Source organism: Shouchella tritolerans, assembly GCF_025770735.1.
GTDB lineage: Bacteria > Bacillota > Bacilli > Bacillales > Bacillaceae_D > Shouchella > Shouchella tritolerans.
In genome coordinates, this window is record NZ_JAODPB010000001.1 from 100415 (window position 1) to 115248 (window position 14834).

At 44.8% G+C, this 14834-nt stretch carries 11 protein-coding genes; 9 read left to right on the forward strand and 2 right to left on the reverse strand.

Annotation, left to right across the window (positions count from 1 at the left end):
* Nucleotides 1-28: 28 nt before the first annotated feature.
* The gene (locus N6H06_RS00490; RefSeq protein WP_263705389.1) at nucleotides 29-1645 is read right to left on the reverse strand and encodes a PucR family transcriptional regulator; all 1617 of its coding nucleotides are present in this window, start codon (nucleotides 1643-1645) and stop codon (nucleotides 29-31) included.
* Nucleotides 1646-2152: 507 nt separating this feature from the next.
* On the opposite strand from N6H06_RS00490, the gene N6H06_RS00495 reads away from it, so the two are divergent.
* A complete protein-coding gene (locus N6H06_RS00495) occupies nucleotides 2153-2884 on the forward strand; it encodes a hypothetical protein (RefSeq protein ID WP_212954643.1) in 732 nt (243 codons plus the stop codon).
* 355 nt (nucleotides 2885-3239) lie between these two features.
* Here N6H06_RS00495 and N6H06_RS00500 read toward each other — a convergent pair whose 3' ends face one another.
* On the reverse strand, nucleotides 3240-4997 hold the full coding sequence (locus tag N6H06_RS00500) for a glycoside hydrolase family 13 protein (protein WP_062744734.1): 1758 nt from the start codon (nucleotides 4995-4997) through the stop codon (nucleotides 3240-3242).
* 294 nt (nucleotides 4998-5291) lie between these two features.
* On the opposite strand from N6H06_RS00500, the gene N6H06_RS00505 reads away from it, so the two are divergent.
* The 8 genes from N6H06_RS00505 (at nucleotide 5292) to N6H06_RS00540 (ending at nucleotide 14789) form a co-directional block, all read left to right on the forward strand.
* Nucleotides 5292-6581 carry a sugar ABC transporter substrate-binding protein gene (locus N6H06_RS00505; RefSeq protein WP_263705390.1) on the forward strand — a complete coding sequence of 430 codons (1290 nt, stop codon included), beginning with the start codon at nucleotides 5292-5294 and terminating at the stop codon, nucleotides 6579-6581.
* A gap of 80 nt (nucleotides 6582-6661) precedes the next feature.
* On the forward strand, nucleotides 6662-7954 hold the full coding sequence (locus N6H06_RS00510) for a sugar ABC transporter permease (protein WP_063608912.1): 1293 nt from the start codon (nucleotides 6662-6664) through the stop codon (nucleotides 7952-7954).
* Entirely contained in the window at nucleotides 7954-8796 is an 843-nt protein-coding gene (locus N6H06_RS00515) for a sugar ABC transporter permease (protein ID WP_063608913.1), read from the forward strand. Before N6H06_RS00510 ends, N6H06_RS00515 begins: the two co-directional genes overlap by 1 nt.
* Before the next feature lie 142 nt (nucleotides 8797-8938).
* Complete coding sequence (locus tag N6H06_RS00520; protein ID WP_263705391.1) at nucleotides 8939-9976, forward strand: LacI family DNA-binding transcriptional regulator; 1038 nt, start codon at nucleotides 8939-8941, stop codon at nucleotides 9974-9976.
* 136 nt (nucleotides 9977-10112) lie between these two features.
* Nucleotides 10113-11432 (forward strand): short-chain fatty acid transporter, encoded by a 1320-nt coding sequence (locus tag N6H06_RS00525; protein ID WP_062744744.1) that lies wholly within the window; start codon nucleotides 10113-10115, stop codon nucleotides 11430-11432.
* Between the two features lie 42 nt (nucleotides 11433-11474).
* Entirely contained in the window at nucleotides 11475-12188 is a 714-nt protein-coding gene (locus tag N6H06_RS00530; RefSeq protein ID WP_263705392.1) for a CoA transferase subunit A, read from the forward strand.
* On the forward strand, nucleotides 12185-12826 hold the full coding sequence (locus N6H06_RS00535; protein WP_263705393.1) for a 3-oxoacid CoA-transferase subunit B: 642 nt from the start codon (nucleotides 12185-12187) through the stop codon (nucleotides 12824-12826). Before N6H06_RS00530 ends, N6H06_RS00535 begins: the two co-directional genes overlap by 4 nt.
* Before the next feature lie 136 nt (nucleotides 12827-12962).
* On the forward strand, nucleotides 12963-14789 hold the full coding sequence (locus N6H06_RS00540) for a UbiD family decarboxylase (protein ID WP_263705394.1): 1827 nt from the start codon (nucleotides 12963-12965) through the stop codon (nucleotides 14787-14789).
* The last annotated feature ends 45 nt before the right edge of the window (nucleotides 14790-14834 follow it).

A 14834-nucleotide genomic window follows, 5' to 3' on the forward strand; every position in this document is an offset into this window, starting at 1 on the left:
AGCCGATAAATGGCATCGGCTCCTACGTTTATAGCAGCGCCTCCTTTTCCAGCAACAATGGGCGAATAAAGAAAGCAATGCGCAAACGCAATGTTTCATCAGGCTTTTTTAAATCATAGCCAAGGAGTTCCTCGCATTTTTTGATGCGGTAAATGACCGTGTTGCGATGGATCGCCATGACTTTTGCGGTTTCTGCTACTTGGCAATTATGATTGATATAGATGGACAGTGTGCGGGCCAGTTCCACTTGGTCGGGAGTTTCCGGCGTTGCTAAGTTTTGCAAGGCGGTTTGGCAAAAGGAAGTAAGCTTCTCTGACGGAATCATTTGCAGCATGTCAGCCAGCTCCTGGGCGCGGTACGTTTTGATGAAGCTTTGCAAATGTTCCCGGTAGCCAGAGTGAAGGGCTGCTGTCGCTTCCTTGTATAAGCTTGGCGCTTCACTCAAGCTGGAAAAGCTGGAAATGCCAAACGATACGGAAGAGCGGAAGAGCGCCTGTATGTCTTGGTGAATGGTGTCTACTTCCGCAAGCAACTTTGCTTCTTCATTGTTTGAACGGTCACTTTCAATAACGACAACATACACATCATTCTTCCAAAACACAAGGCTGTTTGGATACCGTTCGCGAAACAGCCGTACAAGGAGGCTATACAGGTCTTCCTGTTGCTCGAGCGCTTTTTCTTTAGTCAGCAATCGACTACCGTTATCTAAGCGAGCGGCAATGAATACATAGTGGTTGTCGGCAGAGAAAGGATACGCTTTGCCGTGCTCCTTTTCGAGAGGGCGGCGCCCTTCGACTAAGTCGGAAAAAAAGCGATTTTGGGCAAGCCGGGCTTGTTGCTCGGCTGCATGAAGCTTCATCAGTTCAAACGACAGGACGTTAGCTGCTTGTTCAATTGCAAGCGCAAACGGGCAATCGCTTTTTGACGCTGAGCCGAGCACAATCAAGTACCCTTTTCGTGCACAGGCTGTTCGAATCGGAAATACAGCGCACGGATTCTCGCCCCTTTCCCGCAGGATGGATAGCTGCAACGTCGGCAGCTGTTCGCTTGGAATCAACTCCCGTAGGCGCCAGTATTTTTCAAAAAAGGAGTCATTCGTGACAGGATCGGAAGACGCGATCATATCCAATTGGTCATTTAACAGCAATGCAGGCACGTTGAGCATAGAGGCCAATTGTACGACAACAGATGTGCCATTTCCGCCAGCCACAATCACATCGGCAAAGCGACGGTGGATCTCCAACGCTTGATGGAGCTCTGTCGTCTGCCCTTTTAAAAGAAACTGCGTTAACTGATGGACGAATTCACTAAAATGAATCGTTTCTGGTAGTTCAAACAGAGGCAGATGAAGACGGTTGCATGCGTCAATAACAACGGCAGGGATCGTTTTCTCCAGTCGTTTAGTCCGCACCACCAAGCCTGCGCAATTTTGCTTTGATAGTTCCTGGACAAAGGCAACAAGGGAATACGGATGCCCCTTTTTAAGAGTGGCAGCGAGCAGCAATTGATGAGGTTCCATGTAGGTACCTGGATCAAAGGAATGAATCATATTGGCAGAACGAAGCGGCTTATCGAGTCCACGTTTGCCTGCGAGCAGACGGGCCTTTGCAAAAGCAGGCAGCATCAACAAGTCTTTCATTTGCATGTAGATCACCTTATTAGAAATAGATGGTAGAGGCTATGTTAAGTATACGGTTCAGCGGCAGTTTGGAGGAAAAGGATGTAAAGAAATGTAACAGGAATTATGAACTTTTCCTGTTGGAACAATTATATATACAAGGTACTAATGCCACATCTAAACAAACACAAACGCCTGTACTTGCCTCAATCAGAAACGAGGTGATCATTGCCAAGACCGTCCCGGCATAAACGACTGTCCATTTACATGAAGAAGAGCATGTACGGTTTTCTTTCTGAGTTAATCGTATATCGTAAGGGGCTTTTCGGATTTGACTGCTAAAAAAAGAAGCAATGATTGACACTGGAAGACATATAATATAGCCGGATCGTATTTTATTATTACAAAAAATTTATAATTGATAAAAAGGGTTTATCATTCTCTGTGGGAAAATATAGTAACGTCTTATAAAAGATTCTTTTACGCAGGCTAAATCTTTTGTAAGACGACTATATTTAGAGGAGAGTTGCTGAATTGAAGAAATTTTTAGTGTCCTTTATCATGATTACTTTGTTAGCAAGTGGAATGGCAGGAGTGGTCAATGCTGAAAGTACCAAGGAAGCAGAATTGAATTTGAATAAACTTAAGGACGATTACGAGGCTTGGTTCAAAGAAGAAGTTTCAAATTCGGTAAATGAAGAATTAATTGAAAGTTATAGTCAATACAATGAACTGTCTGAAGAAGAGCAATTGAAATTTATTGATTATTTATACAACCCAGAAATACAGGAAACGGTTATGGAGGCCTTTTCAAATGAAATGGAGGTAACAAACGTCGAACGTGTTTCTGAAAAGCTAGATGGTTATGAGGATATAGTCATCACTACAGAAATAGTGACGCCTACTGTTGGTGAGGATCAAGAGTTTGGTATCATGGCAAATAGAACGGCTAAATATTGGCGCTATGTTACCTTTTTAGGAATTAAAGTTTTCCAAACAACTTCGACTGTTGACTATTCCCATAATGGTAGTAGAGTTACTAGTGTTGGGGCAGGCGATCACTATGTTTCCAGGAACTTAAATCCGACATTAAATATTTCTTGGAGCGGTAAAAGACAGTCATATACATCAACCCGTGCTCAATCTAGAGTTCATATGCAATGGAACTTTATTCACAAAGGGCTAGGTATCACGTATGGCGCAGGAGAACTTGGTGTGTGGGGAAATCATAAGAATCAGGCTGGAGGTTGGTTTTATGCAGACTAATAAACAAAGAGCATCTTTAAAAACGGGCCAGAAAATTGTTTATTTTTTTGTTCTTCCTATTGTAGTCTTAGCCGTAGTCTTAAGTATTTTAGGCGTAGTCACTTTCAATTTATTTTTATTTTAAAAGAAAATAGGCATGGCTTCCTCAGCTTGTTGACAGGGTTAAGATGGTCGACGGGCTTTTTTGTGTGCAGAAAAGGATCCCGATTAAGTTCAGCCAATATGTATTTTGCTTTTTTAGTAAGGTAGAAATGAATGGGAAGATTGCTCGATTTTTTTACTTAGTGTATTTTTCTATGGCACGAATGGCATCACGCGTAATCGGCGATGCCATTTTGTTTTTTTACTTGTCTACTTAACCACGTTTTGTATCGTCGGCAGAATGGAGAAGCAAAAAGTGCTCGCCTTCAATGTGGAGCTCTTCGCTTTGCAATGGGCTTTCGCAAATGACATCGACAAATGCATGGCTTTTTAATGAGTTAGGAAGTTTGATCGTTGCTTCTGTTTTGCTGCGGTTAACCGCAAATAAAAGCAGCTCTCCGCCTGCCGACGTAGAATACAACAGCACATCCTCTGTGCCTGAGTCATAAAATTGCAATGTGTCATAGGTGCCCATTGCTTGGTGAGTTTTGCGGATCTTAATTAGTTTTTGCAAAAATTGGAATAGTTCTCGATCTTGTTGGTCTTCTTCCCACACCATGCACGCGCGGCAGCCAGGGTCATTTTCTCCGGCCATGCCGATTTCATCTCCGTAATAAATGCAAGGTGAGCCAGGAAAGGAAAATAGCAGTAAATAGGAAAGTTTGACTAACTGTTTGTTGCCTCCACATGCTGTTAAAATTCTTGGTGTGTCATGGCTGCCAAGCAAATTGAACTGGACTTCGTTCACCAATTTTGGGTAACTGTACAAATGTTTTGTAACCGCATGTTGAAAAGTCGATGCGCTTTTGCCGTGTTGGACAAAGTCAAAAATCGCGTCAGTGAGCGGATAGTTCATGACCCCATCGAATTGGTCTCCTTGCAGCCAAGGGTAAGCGTTATGCCATATTTCACCGAGAATATACAAATCTGGTTTTAATGCTTTGACTCTTTTGCGAAACTCACGCCAGAAGGCATGGTCGACTTCATTGGCGACATCCAAACGCCAACCGTCAATGTCAAACTCCTTAATCCAATACGTAGCTACGTTCAATAAATAGTCCCTTACTTTTTCATTTGCTGTATTTAGTTTTGGCATTAAAGGGGTAAAGGCGAACGTATCGTAATTAGGTGGTTCCTCTGCCCGAACGGGAAATTGGCGGATATGAAACCAATCGATATATTCTGATTCCTGCTGGTGTTTGAGTACATCTTGAAAAGGTGGAAAGTACAGGCCAGCATGGTTGAAGACGGCATCAAGCATGACACGAATGCCGCGCGTATGGCATTCATCCACAAGCCGTTTAAGTGTCGTTTCATCTCCAAATTGGGGATCTACTTTTAAATAATCAATCGTATCGTATTTATGGTTGGAAAACGCTTTAAAGATTGGCGTTAAATAAATGCCGTTAATCCCTAGTTTCTGCAAATAATCAAGACGGTCTACAATCCCTTGAAGATCGCCGCCGAAATAATTGGTTGCAGTCGGTGGTGCACTTCCCCAAGCCAATGTATTTTCAGGGTCACGGGAATGATCGCCATTGGCAAAACGTTCAGGAAAGATTTGATACCAGACCGTTTCTTTTACCCATTCAGGCGGTGTAAACAAATCGGCTTGATTCATATAGGGAAAACAAAAATAATCGCTTATGTCTTTTGCTAGCGTATCGGAAAACCCACTTTCTCCATAGTAAATCGTCTCATCTTTTACCTTCATTTCGAACCCGTAACGGAGGCGATGGTAGGGCGGGTTCACTTCCACAGACCAATAATCATGTTCTCCATCGGCCCCTGCGTGTGTCATTGTTTTTTTGGCAGTTACCCATTCGTTATCCGCCCAATCGTAAGGATCTCCATAAATAAGCATGACCTCGTGAGCATCGTCTTTGCGCGTGCGAAGACGGATGTGGATCGTGTCTTTGTCATAAGCGTAAGCATCTTCACTTTTCGGGCGATGGTAGATCGCTGCTTTCATTCAAAACAAGCTCCCTTCTAAACGAGAATCGTAAGCGTTTTCTTGATTGTTATTTTCAGCCTATGAGATGAAGGAGTGAAAGTCAAGAGAAAAGGCAAACGTTTGCAATATAATTAAAATAAAATAGTTGTTTTCGAGAAATGAACATAATATAATGGCGTTAAAAGCACATTGTAACCGATTTCATTTTGTTATGTTTAATTGTGCAAACGATTTCACTGTTGTTTGCGTTCTTGCAAGGCCGGATGCTCCGCCTTGCAGAAAAAACAAAGACCATTTAAGGGGGAAAAACGAGTGAAAAAAGCGACATCTCTTTTATCGTCTGCCGTCTTCATTGTGACGTTGACTGGGTTGCTTACTGCGTGTGGTCCTGATCGCGACGAAGGGAATGGCTCAGCAAGTGAGGGTAGTGCAACGCCTGCTAATGGGGGGCAAGACGGAGCAGCACCAGAAAAGCCAGAAGTGTTAACGATGTGGGTCAACGATGAAGAAGTACAGTTAGATGCTTATGAACAAATTGTAGAAAAGTATGAAGAGGAGACTGGAATTTCCGTAGAGATCACACCGTTTAGTATGCTCGACCAATTGGAGTCACTTTCCTTAGATGCGGCGGCTGGCGGCGGTCCTGACCTTTTTTATCAACCGAATGATCGACTAGGTGACATTTATTTGCAAGGGTTAGCCGCTGAGCTTGAGTTAACTTCGGAACAATTAGAAGGCTATACAGAAGGAGCAATTCAAGCATTAAATTATGACGGGGTCCAGCTAGGAATCCCGGCCGTCATTGAAACCTATGCTTTGTACTATAATACCGAGCTTGTTCCAGAGGCGCCTAAGACAATAGAAGAGCTAGAGCAAATTGCAGCAGATCTAACGAATGCCAGTGCGGATGAATATGGATTTTTATTTGAAGGCACAAACTTTTATTACCTTTATCCGTTTATAGAAGCTTACGGAGGATACGTGTTCGACCAGGATGGTGAAGGCGTATATGACACATCCAACATTGGCCTGACAAATGAAGGAACGGTAGAAGGGGCGAGTTTAATTCAATCTTGGTATGAAGCAGGCTACTTACCAGTAGGAATCACCGACGATATTATACAAGGCTATTTCCGAGATGGGCAAGTAGGAGCAGTCATTTCAGGACCTTGGAACGTTTCTGAATTCTCAGAGGCGCTTGGCGATCAATTAGCAGTTGCGCCCCTCCCAACAATTGATGGGAAAAACCTGTCCTCGTATTCAGGGGTAAAAGGTTGGTTAGTGAATGAGTATAGCGAAAATCAATATTGGGCAACCGACTTAGCTCTATACATTACAAATCCAGAAAGCGCCCTAACGTACTTTGAAGTAGCAGGGGAATTGCCTGCCCGTACAGACGTGGAGATCGATGATGAACTGCGGCAACCGTTTTTGCAACAAGCAGAATACGCGGTACCAATGCCGAACATTCCAGCAATGTCATTGGTATGGGATCCGATGGGGGACGCATTTGAATTTATTTCTCAAGGTGAGGATCCACAGGAAGTGCTAGAAGAAGCAGTGCAACAAATTGCTGATAAGATCGCCCTTCAAGAAAATTAAGGTAGTTTTATGGATGGAGAGCAACCTCTCCATCCACTTGATTTGGCACAGGCCATAGTCATGCAGAGGAGGAAAAAAGAATGAAACTAGAAGTAAGGGAGAGGACGGGACGAAATCATCCAAAACGAGCACTCTGTTTGTCCATCATCCCTGGGTTGGGGCAACTGTATAACAGGCGCTACGGAAAAGGGTCGGTTTTTTTCATTCTCTTTGCTGCCTTCATCATCGTCTTTTATGACATTTTAAATATTGGTTATTGGGGGATCCTAACGTTAGGGACGTTGGAGAGGGTTGATGATTCGCGGATGCTGTTGGCCCAAGGGATCATTGCCCTTATTTTAACGGTTTTTGCTATTGGTTTCTATTTATTCAATTTACGCGATGCATATAAGGATGCAAAACGTATTCAACAAGGATGGCGAATACCCTCGCTCCGTGAAAGCTTCCAGCAAGCATGGGACAAAGGGTTTCCGTATTTGCTAGTTGGCCCAGGGCTGGTCTTTTTAATTTTCACTGTCGTTTTTCCTCTTTTGTTTATGGTCGGGCTTGCTTTTACAAACTATACCCTTTACAATGCCCCACCACGAAACTTGCTTGACTGGGTAGGGTTTGAAAATTTTGTCCAGCTTGTCACTGTACCGATTTGGCGAGAAACATTTTTTAGCGTCTTTTCGTGGACGTTAATTTGGACATTTGTCGCTACCACATGCCAAGTTGGGCTAGGCTTATTATTAGCGATTATGGTTAACGATCCACGAATTAAGTTTAAAAAATTCATTCGTACGATCCTTATCCTCCCATGGGCTGTGCCCGCCTTTGTGACCATTTTAATTTTTTCAGCGATGTTTAACGACAATTTTGGTGCAATTAATCGGGACATTTTCATTCCTTTGTTTGGCCACGGTTTTCCTTGGCTGACCGATCCTTTTTGGGCACGGTTTGCGCTAATTATGATTCAAACATGGCTCGGCTTTCCGTTCGTATTTGCTTTGTTCACCGGTGTTCTGCAAAGCATTTCGAGCGATTGGTATGAAGCTGCGGATATGGACGGAGCCAATCGTTGGCAAAAATTTCGTCATATTACGCTGCCACACCTTTTATTTGCCACCGCGCCACTACTGATCATGCAATATACAGGAAACTTTAACAACTTCTCGATCATTTACTTATTTAACCAAGGGGGACCGCCGATTCGTGGGCAAAACGCTGGCGGCACCGATATTTTGATTTCATGGGTGTACAGTCTCACGTTTGAGAACTCCCAGTACAGTATGGCTGCCGCAATTTCGATTATCATTGGTTTGATTGTAGCGGGCTTTGCTTTGTTCCAGTTCAGACGAAGCCGCTCATTTAAAGAGGAGGGGAGCATCTAATGAATAAAAAGCAAAAGTCAAGGCTCGAAGTGACTGCCATTTACCTGTTTTTGCTTATTATGGGCGTCATCATTCTTTACCCTCTTCTGTGGACGATCGGGCTGTCGTTTAACCCTGGGACGAGTTTACACTCTTCGAAAATGATTCCAGAAACAATTTCGTTGCGCCATTACGAATGGTTGTTCTTTGATCCGCGCAGCAATTATGTGCAGTGGTATAAAAACACGCTCATTGTCGCCAGTATTACATCTTTATGTGCAACATTTCTTGTCGCCTTAACGGCTTATGCCTTTTCCCGTTATCGCTTTGTTGGGCGGACCCATGGGCTGTATGCGTTTTTATTATTACAAATGTTCCCTGTCATGATGGCGATGGTTGCCCTGTATATTTTATTAAATACTGTCCAATTGCTTGATACACTTCTTGGGCTTATCCTTATCTATGTGGGAACCTCGATTCCGATGAACGCGTTTCTGGTGAAAGGTTATTTTGATACCATTCCCCGTGATTTGGATGAATCGGCGAAGTTAGACGGTGCTGGCCATTTTCGTATTTTCTTCACGATCATGCTTCCCCTTGCGAAGCCGATTTTAGCAGTGGTGGCGCTCTTTAATTTCATGTCGCCGTTCATGGACTTTATTTTGCCACGAATTATTTTACGGAGCCCGGAAAATTATACGCTCGCGTTAGGGTTGTTCAATTTTGTCAGTGATCAATTTGCAAACAACTTTACACGCTTTGCTGCAGGTTCTGTACTCATTGCGGTGCCAATCGCCGCTGTGTTCTTATTTTTGCAGCGTTATTTGATTACAGGCTTGTCTTCTGGCGCGACGAAAGGGTAAGGAAAGCGTATACCAAACATGTTGATCAAGTTCTACAGTAGACAAATACGAGCCGTTCATTCAATATAAAGGCAGGAAGGGCTACTGCGCCATCGTGTAGTGCCGCTCCTGCCTTGTTTTGTTAAGAAAAGGGGGAAAACGAGTGGGTGTTACGATCAAAGATGTTGCCAAAAAAGCAAATGTTGCCCCTTCTACCGTGTCACGGGTGATCGCGAACAATCCAAAAATCAGCGCAAAGACAAAAGCGAAAGTCCAGGCGGTAATGGAAGAGTTAGGCTACTACCCAAATGTAAACGCCAGAAACCTTGTGAACAACCGCACAAATGTTGTCGGCATTATTATGCCAAGTGTTTCTTACGCGCCGTTTCAAAATCCGTTTTTTCCGGAAGTGTTAAGAGGCATCACAGCACAAGCGAATGAGAAAAAATACGGTTTGTATTTATCGACTGCGCAAACCGATAAAGGCATTTTAGAAGAAGTCATCGAAATGTACTATACACGCCGCGTCGACGGGATGATTTTGCTGTATTCAACCGTCTCTGACCCAATCATCGAGTTTTTGCTGGAAAAAGCATTTCCTTTTGTCGTTGTTGGCCAACCGCCTGAAACGTTGTCCGGCCAAGTTTCTTATGTAAACAATGACAATGTCAAAGCCGCAAAAATGGTGACCGAATATTTGCTGCTTTTAAAACATGAGCGGATTGCTTTTATTGGCGGTCGCGAAGAAGCATATGTAACGCTAGACCGCAAGAAAGGGTATATAGAAGCGTTAGAGGAAGCAGGAATGACGCCAGATGACTCTTACGTCGTCCACCATGATGAAATTTTTGAGGGCGGCGAACAAGCGGTTATTGAACTGATGTCACGAAAACATCCTCCTACAGCCATGATCGTAATGGATGACTTAATGGCACTGGGCGTGCTGCGCATGTTATTTAACATGAATATTTCCGTGCCTAATGAGGTGTCTGTTGTGAGCTTCAACAATGTGTTAATGGCAGAGCTGGCGACACCACCGCTGACAACACTTGATATCCATATTCATGAACTTGGCTACCGGGCCGCTGAACTTTTGCAAAAACGGATAGCCGATCCTGAGGCTCCGGCGGAAAAGAGGATTATTAGCCACAAATTGATCCGCCGGGAAACAAGTGCTGTCTACTCGGGAGAACGACAGTAGCTCCCGAGTGGCTATAGCTCGGGAACGTATTTGGGTATTTGTTTGCAACATGGACAGTGTATGATAACGCTTTCAACAAATATATGTTATAGTAAATGCATAGAATCGATCTTTCCGCGAAAGGAGGGCGCTATGCTTGTTTGCGGCCGTTACTAGGTGGTTTGACCGCATCGTGCAGCGCTATTTGCCAGATGCCTTTTTGTTTGCGGTATTGTTAACCGTTCTTGTTTTTATATTGGGCGTGTTTGTTACAGATGCTTCGCCTGTACAAATGGTTGATTATTGGGGCTCTGGCTTTTGGGATTTGCTTTCCTTTACGATGCAAATGGCGCTTATTGTTGTAACCGGTTACATTTTGGCGAATACACCGCTGTTTAAGCGCCTATTATCAACGTTGGCAGTATTGGCAAAAACGCCAGGCCAGGCAATTGTGCTTGTAACGTTTGTGGCCAGCATTGCTTGTCTGATCAATTATGGCTTTGGCCTTGTTGTCGGCGCGCTTTTTGCCAGGCACGTTGTTCGCCAAGTACCAAGCGTCGACTATCGTATACTGGTGGCGGCTGCCTACAGCGGTTTTCTTGTATGGCATGGGGGATTATCGGCTTCTATCCCTCTTACAATTGCAACAGAGGACCACTTTTTGGCAGATGTAATGGGGATGATTCCGATTGCCGATACATTGCTGTCTCCGGCCAACCTTTTTATTGTGGGCGCTTTCTTAATTAGCTTGCCTGTCGTGAATTATTTTCTTCTCAAAACGTCGACTTCTTCTCATACAGTCGACATAGCTCTATTTGCTGAAGAAGAACGCGAGGAAGCGGCGACTGTTGCAGAAACACCAGCGGAAAAGTTGGAAAATAGTCAATGGGTGTCACTTGCAATTGCCCTGCTTGGATTAACGTATGTCGTGTTTTATTTCATTAAAAACGGCCTTGACTTGAACATTAATATTGTCAATTTTATGTTTTTATTCTTGGGCCTTTTATGCCATCGTACGCCAAGGCGCTTTTTAACAGCAGTTGGCGAAGGCGTTAAAAATGCCGGAGGCATTATGATTCAATTCCCATTTTATGCTGGCATTATGGGAATGATGGTTGGCTCAGGGCTGTCCGAACAGCTTTCCCTTTGGTTTGTCTCGATTTCAACAGCAGAAACGCTCCCGCTATGGTCGTTTCTTAGCGCAGGTTTGCTTAACATGTTTGTCCCTTCTGGTGGGGGGCAATGGGCTGTTCAAGGCGCGGTTATGATTCCGGCAACACTGGAACTTGGCGCTGATATGGCGAAAACAGCTATGGCTGTCGCTTGGGGGGATGCGTGGACGAACATGATCCAACCATTTTGGGCCTTGCCATTATTAGCGATCGCAGGCTTGAAAGTCCGTGACATTATGGGCTTTTGTGTCATATTGCTTTTTTGGGCATTTGTGCCAATTTCCATTGGCCTAATGTTTTTTTAAACCTCATGGGTGCATAAACATATTGCAGGGGAGGATGAAAAGATGAATAAAATCATTCCGACGACAGAGAAAGCAATGGCGTTTATCAAAGACGGTTCCACTTTAGTAGTAGGCGGCTTCGGGTTATGCGGTATCCCCGAGCATTTAATCGCCGCTGTGAAAAACAGTGGCGCCTCCAACTTGACGGTTGTCAGCAACAATTGCGGCGTCGACGATTTTGGCCTTGGACAACTGCTTGAAAACAAGCAAATTAACAAAATGGTCGCCTCTTATGTAGGGGAAAACAAACGGTTTGAACAGCAATTTTTAAACGGCGAACTGGAAGTTGAACTTGTGCCTCAAGGGACGCTCGCTGAGCGGCTTCGAGCAGGTGGCGCTGGCATTCCCGCTTTTTATACAGCAACAGGCGTCGATACACCAGTCGCTGAAGGAAAAGAAGAGAAAACGTTTGACGGCAAGCGATATATTATGGAACGTGGCATTGTTGGTGACGTTGCTTTAGTAAAAGCGTGGAAAGCAGACCCATTTGGCAACCTCGTTTACCGGAAGACTTCACGCAACTTCAATCCACTCGTAGCAGCTGCTGGCAAAGTAACGATTGTCGAGGTAGAGGAACTCGTCGAATTGGGCGAACTTGACCCAGACCAGATCCATACTCCAGGCATCTATGTGCAGCATATCTTTGTCGGTGATTCCTTTGAAAAACGGATTGAGCGTCGCACTGTGGCAACGGTGGAAGGAGGGAACGGACAATGAAAGAAACAAGAAAACGCATTTTGAACAGGGCGGCAAAAGAAGTAAAAGACGGGATGTGCGTCAATTTAGGCATCGGCATGCCGACACTCATCGCCAATATCATTCCAGCCGATGTCCACGTCATGCTCCAGTCGGAAAATGGCTTGCTAGGGATTGGCGCTTATCCGACAGAGGAAGAAGTTGATCCCGACTTAATTAACGCTGGCAAAGAGACGGTGACGGCAAAGGTAGGCGCTTCTTACTTTGACAGTGCCGAATCGTTTGCGATGATTCGCGGCGGTCATATTGACTTGGCGATACTAGGAGGCATGGAAGTCGCCGAAAATGGCGACTTGGCCAATTGGATGATTCCAGGGAAAATGGTGAAAGGAATGGGCGGCGCCATGGATTTGGTGCAAGGCGCCAAGAAAACGGTCGTCATTATGGACCACACCAATAAATATGGAGAAACGAAAGTGAAAAAGGCCTGTACATTGCCTCTAACCGGCAAAGGGATTGTCGATTTGCTAATTACGGAATTAGCCGTCTTCGAATTTAAGGACGGCACAATGACATTGACCGAATTGCAAGAAGGCGTATCGTTAGAAGAAGTACAAGAAAAAACGGAAGCGTCTTTTCAAGTCGCATTAAAGGTGTAGTAAGCAGGCGAAGCCAACAGCTTCGCCATTTTTTCGCCTTATTCTCTCAGTTGACCTGTTTGTTCGTTTTGCCCATAATGGCAGTAAGAGACTGAAGAAAGGAAGAAGCTTACATAGGGCTTCAAAGGTGGCGGTTATGTACGAGAACTTAGAAGAATGCATTCTTGATTTGGAAAAACATGGCCACCTCGTCCGCATTCAAGAAGAGGTGGACCCGTATTTGGAAATGGCGGCGATTCAAAGGCGCCTTTATCGAGAGGGCGGGCCCGCTGTGTTATTTGAACGGGTAAAAGGATCGAAGTACCGTGCTGTAGCCAATTTATTCGGGACAATGGAACGGAGCAAGTTCTTGTTCCGCAAAAATTGGCACAAAGTCGAACAAGTCATCGCATTGCGCGATGATCCGATGAAAGCGGCTAAACGCCCCCTTCAACAGATCGGCAACGGTTTATCCGCTTTAAAAGCGCTGCCAATGCGGAAACCTGGCCTCAATGGCTCACAACTTGAAGAGATTTCTCTTTCGGACATCCCTTTTGTCCATTCATGGCCAGATGATGGCGGCGCATTTGTCACACTTCCGCAAGTGTACAGCGAGGACCCAGATAAGCCAGGGTTGATGAACGCCAATTTAGGAATGTACCGTGTTCAATTGAATGGAAACGACTATGAGCCAAATAAAGAAATTGGGCTCCATTATCAAATCCAGCGGGGCATTGGCGTCCACCAGACGAAGGCGTCGAAGCGAGGCGAACCGCTAAAAGTCAGCATTTTTATTGGCGGTCCACCGGCGCACACATTGTCAGCAGTGATGCCACTGCCAGAGGGCTTAAGCGAAATGCTGTTTGCTGGATTGCTGGCTGGACGCCGCTTCCGATACGGCTATGTTGATGGCTATGCTGTTAGCCATGATGCTGACTTTGTGATTACAGGGGACATTTATCCAAATGAAACGAAGCCAGAAGGCCCGTTTGGCGACCATTTAGGTTATTATAGTTTGACGCACCCGTTTCCAGTAATGAAAGTCCATAAAGTCTATGCCCGTAAAAACGCAATTTATCCATTTACAGTAGTGGGCCGACCGCCACAAGAGGATACGACATTTGGCGCATTGATCCATGAACTTACTGGAGACGCAGTCACACAGGAATTGCCTGGCGTTAAAGAAGTCCATGCGGTAGACGCAGCCGGTGTCCACCCACTCCTGTTTGCGATTGGCAGCGAGCGATATACACCGTACCAAAAAGTGAAACAGCCGATGGAATTGTTGACGATAGCCAATGCGATTCTCGGCTTTGGCCAACTTAGTTTAGCAAAGTATTTATTTATTACCGCAGAAAAGGACGAGCCGATTAGCACCCATGACGAAGCTACTTTCCTCCAATATATTTTGGAACGAATTGATTTGCGCCGCGACATTCATTTTCAAACCAACACGACAATCGATACGCTTGATTATAGTGGAACAGGGTTAAATAGCGGAAGCAAAGTGGTGCTTGCTGCTTACGGTGAAAAGTTGCGTGAGCTATGTACGGCCATCCCTGCAGAACTTGATGAATGTGACAAGATCAGGAAAGTACGCTACGTAATGCCAGGCGTAGTCGCGATTGAAACGACCGCTTTTTCCAATTATGAGCAAGCTGAGCAAGAATTAAACGGGTTAACTGCTGCGATCGCTAAGAAAAGCTCCCTGCCAAGCTGTCCGCTTCTAGTCCTATGTGATGACAGTGAGTTTGTGAGCGCATCGCTTGCCAACTTTTTATGGGTGACGTTTACCCGCAGCAACCCTTCTCATGACACGTATGGCATCAATTCGTTTATTGAGCATAAACACTGGGGATGCGATGCGTTAATCATTGATGCGAGAAAAAAAGGGCACCATGCGCCGCCGTTAGTCGAAGATGAAGCAGTTGAAAAGCGTGTCGATCGCTTTTTTCAAGCTGGCGGCCCTCTAGCCCATTCATAGAGACATTAGAAAAAAGGTGTCGACAAGTCGACAGTTTGAGGCCAG

Coding starts and splice junctions, on each gene's coding strand:
- N6H06_RS00490 (WP_263705389.1), bottom strand. CDS start 1,645: ATGCAAATGAAAGACTTGTTGATGCTGCCTGCTTTTGCAAAGGCCCGT.
- N6H06_RS00500 (WP_062744734.1), bottom strand. CDS start 4,997: ATGAAAGCAGCGATCTACCATCGCCCGAAAAGTGAAGATGCTTACGCT.
- N6H06_RS00510 (WP_063608912.1), top strand. CDS start 6,662: ATGAAACTAGAAGTAAGGGAGAGGACGGGACGAAATCATCCAAAACGA.
- N6H06_RS00515 (WP_063608913.1), top strand. CDS start 7,954: ATGAATAAAAAGCAAAAGTCAAGGCTCGAAGTGACTGCCATTTACCTG.
- N6H06_RS00530 (WP_263705392.1), top strand. CDS start 11,475: ATGAATAAAATCATTCCGACGACAGAGAAAGCAATGGCGTTTATCAAA.
- N6H06_RS00535 (WP_263705393.1), top strand. CDS start 12,185: ATGAAAGAAACAAGAAAACGCATTTTGAACAGGGCGGCAAAAGAAGTA.
- N6H06_RS00540 (WP_263705394.1), top strand. CDS start 12,963: ATGTACGAGAACTTAGAAGAATGCATTCTTGATTTGGAAAAACATGGC.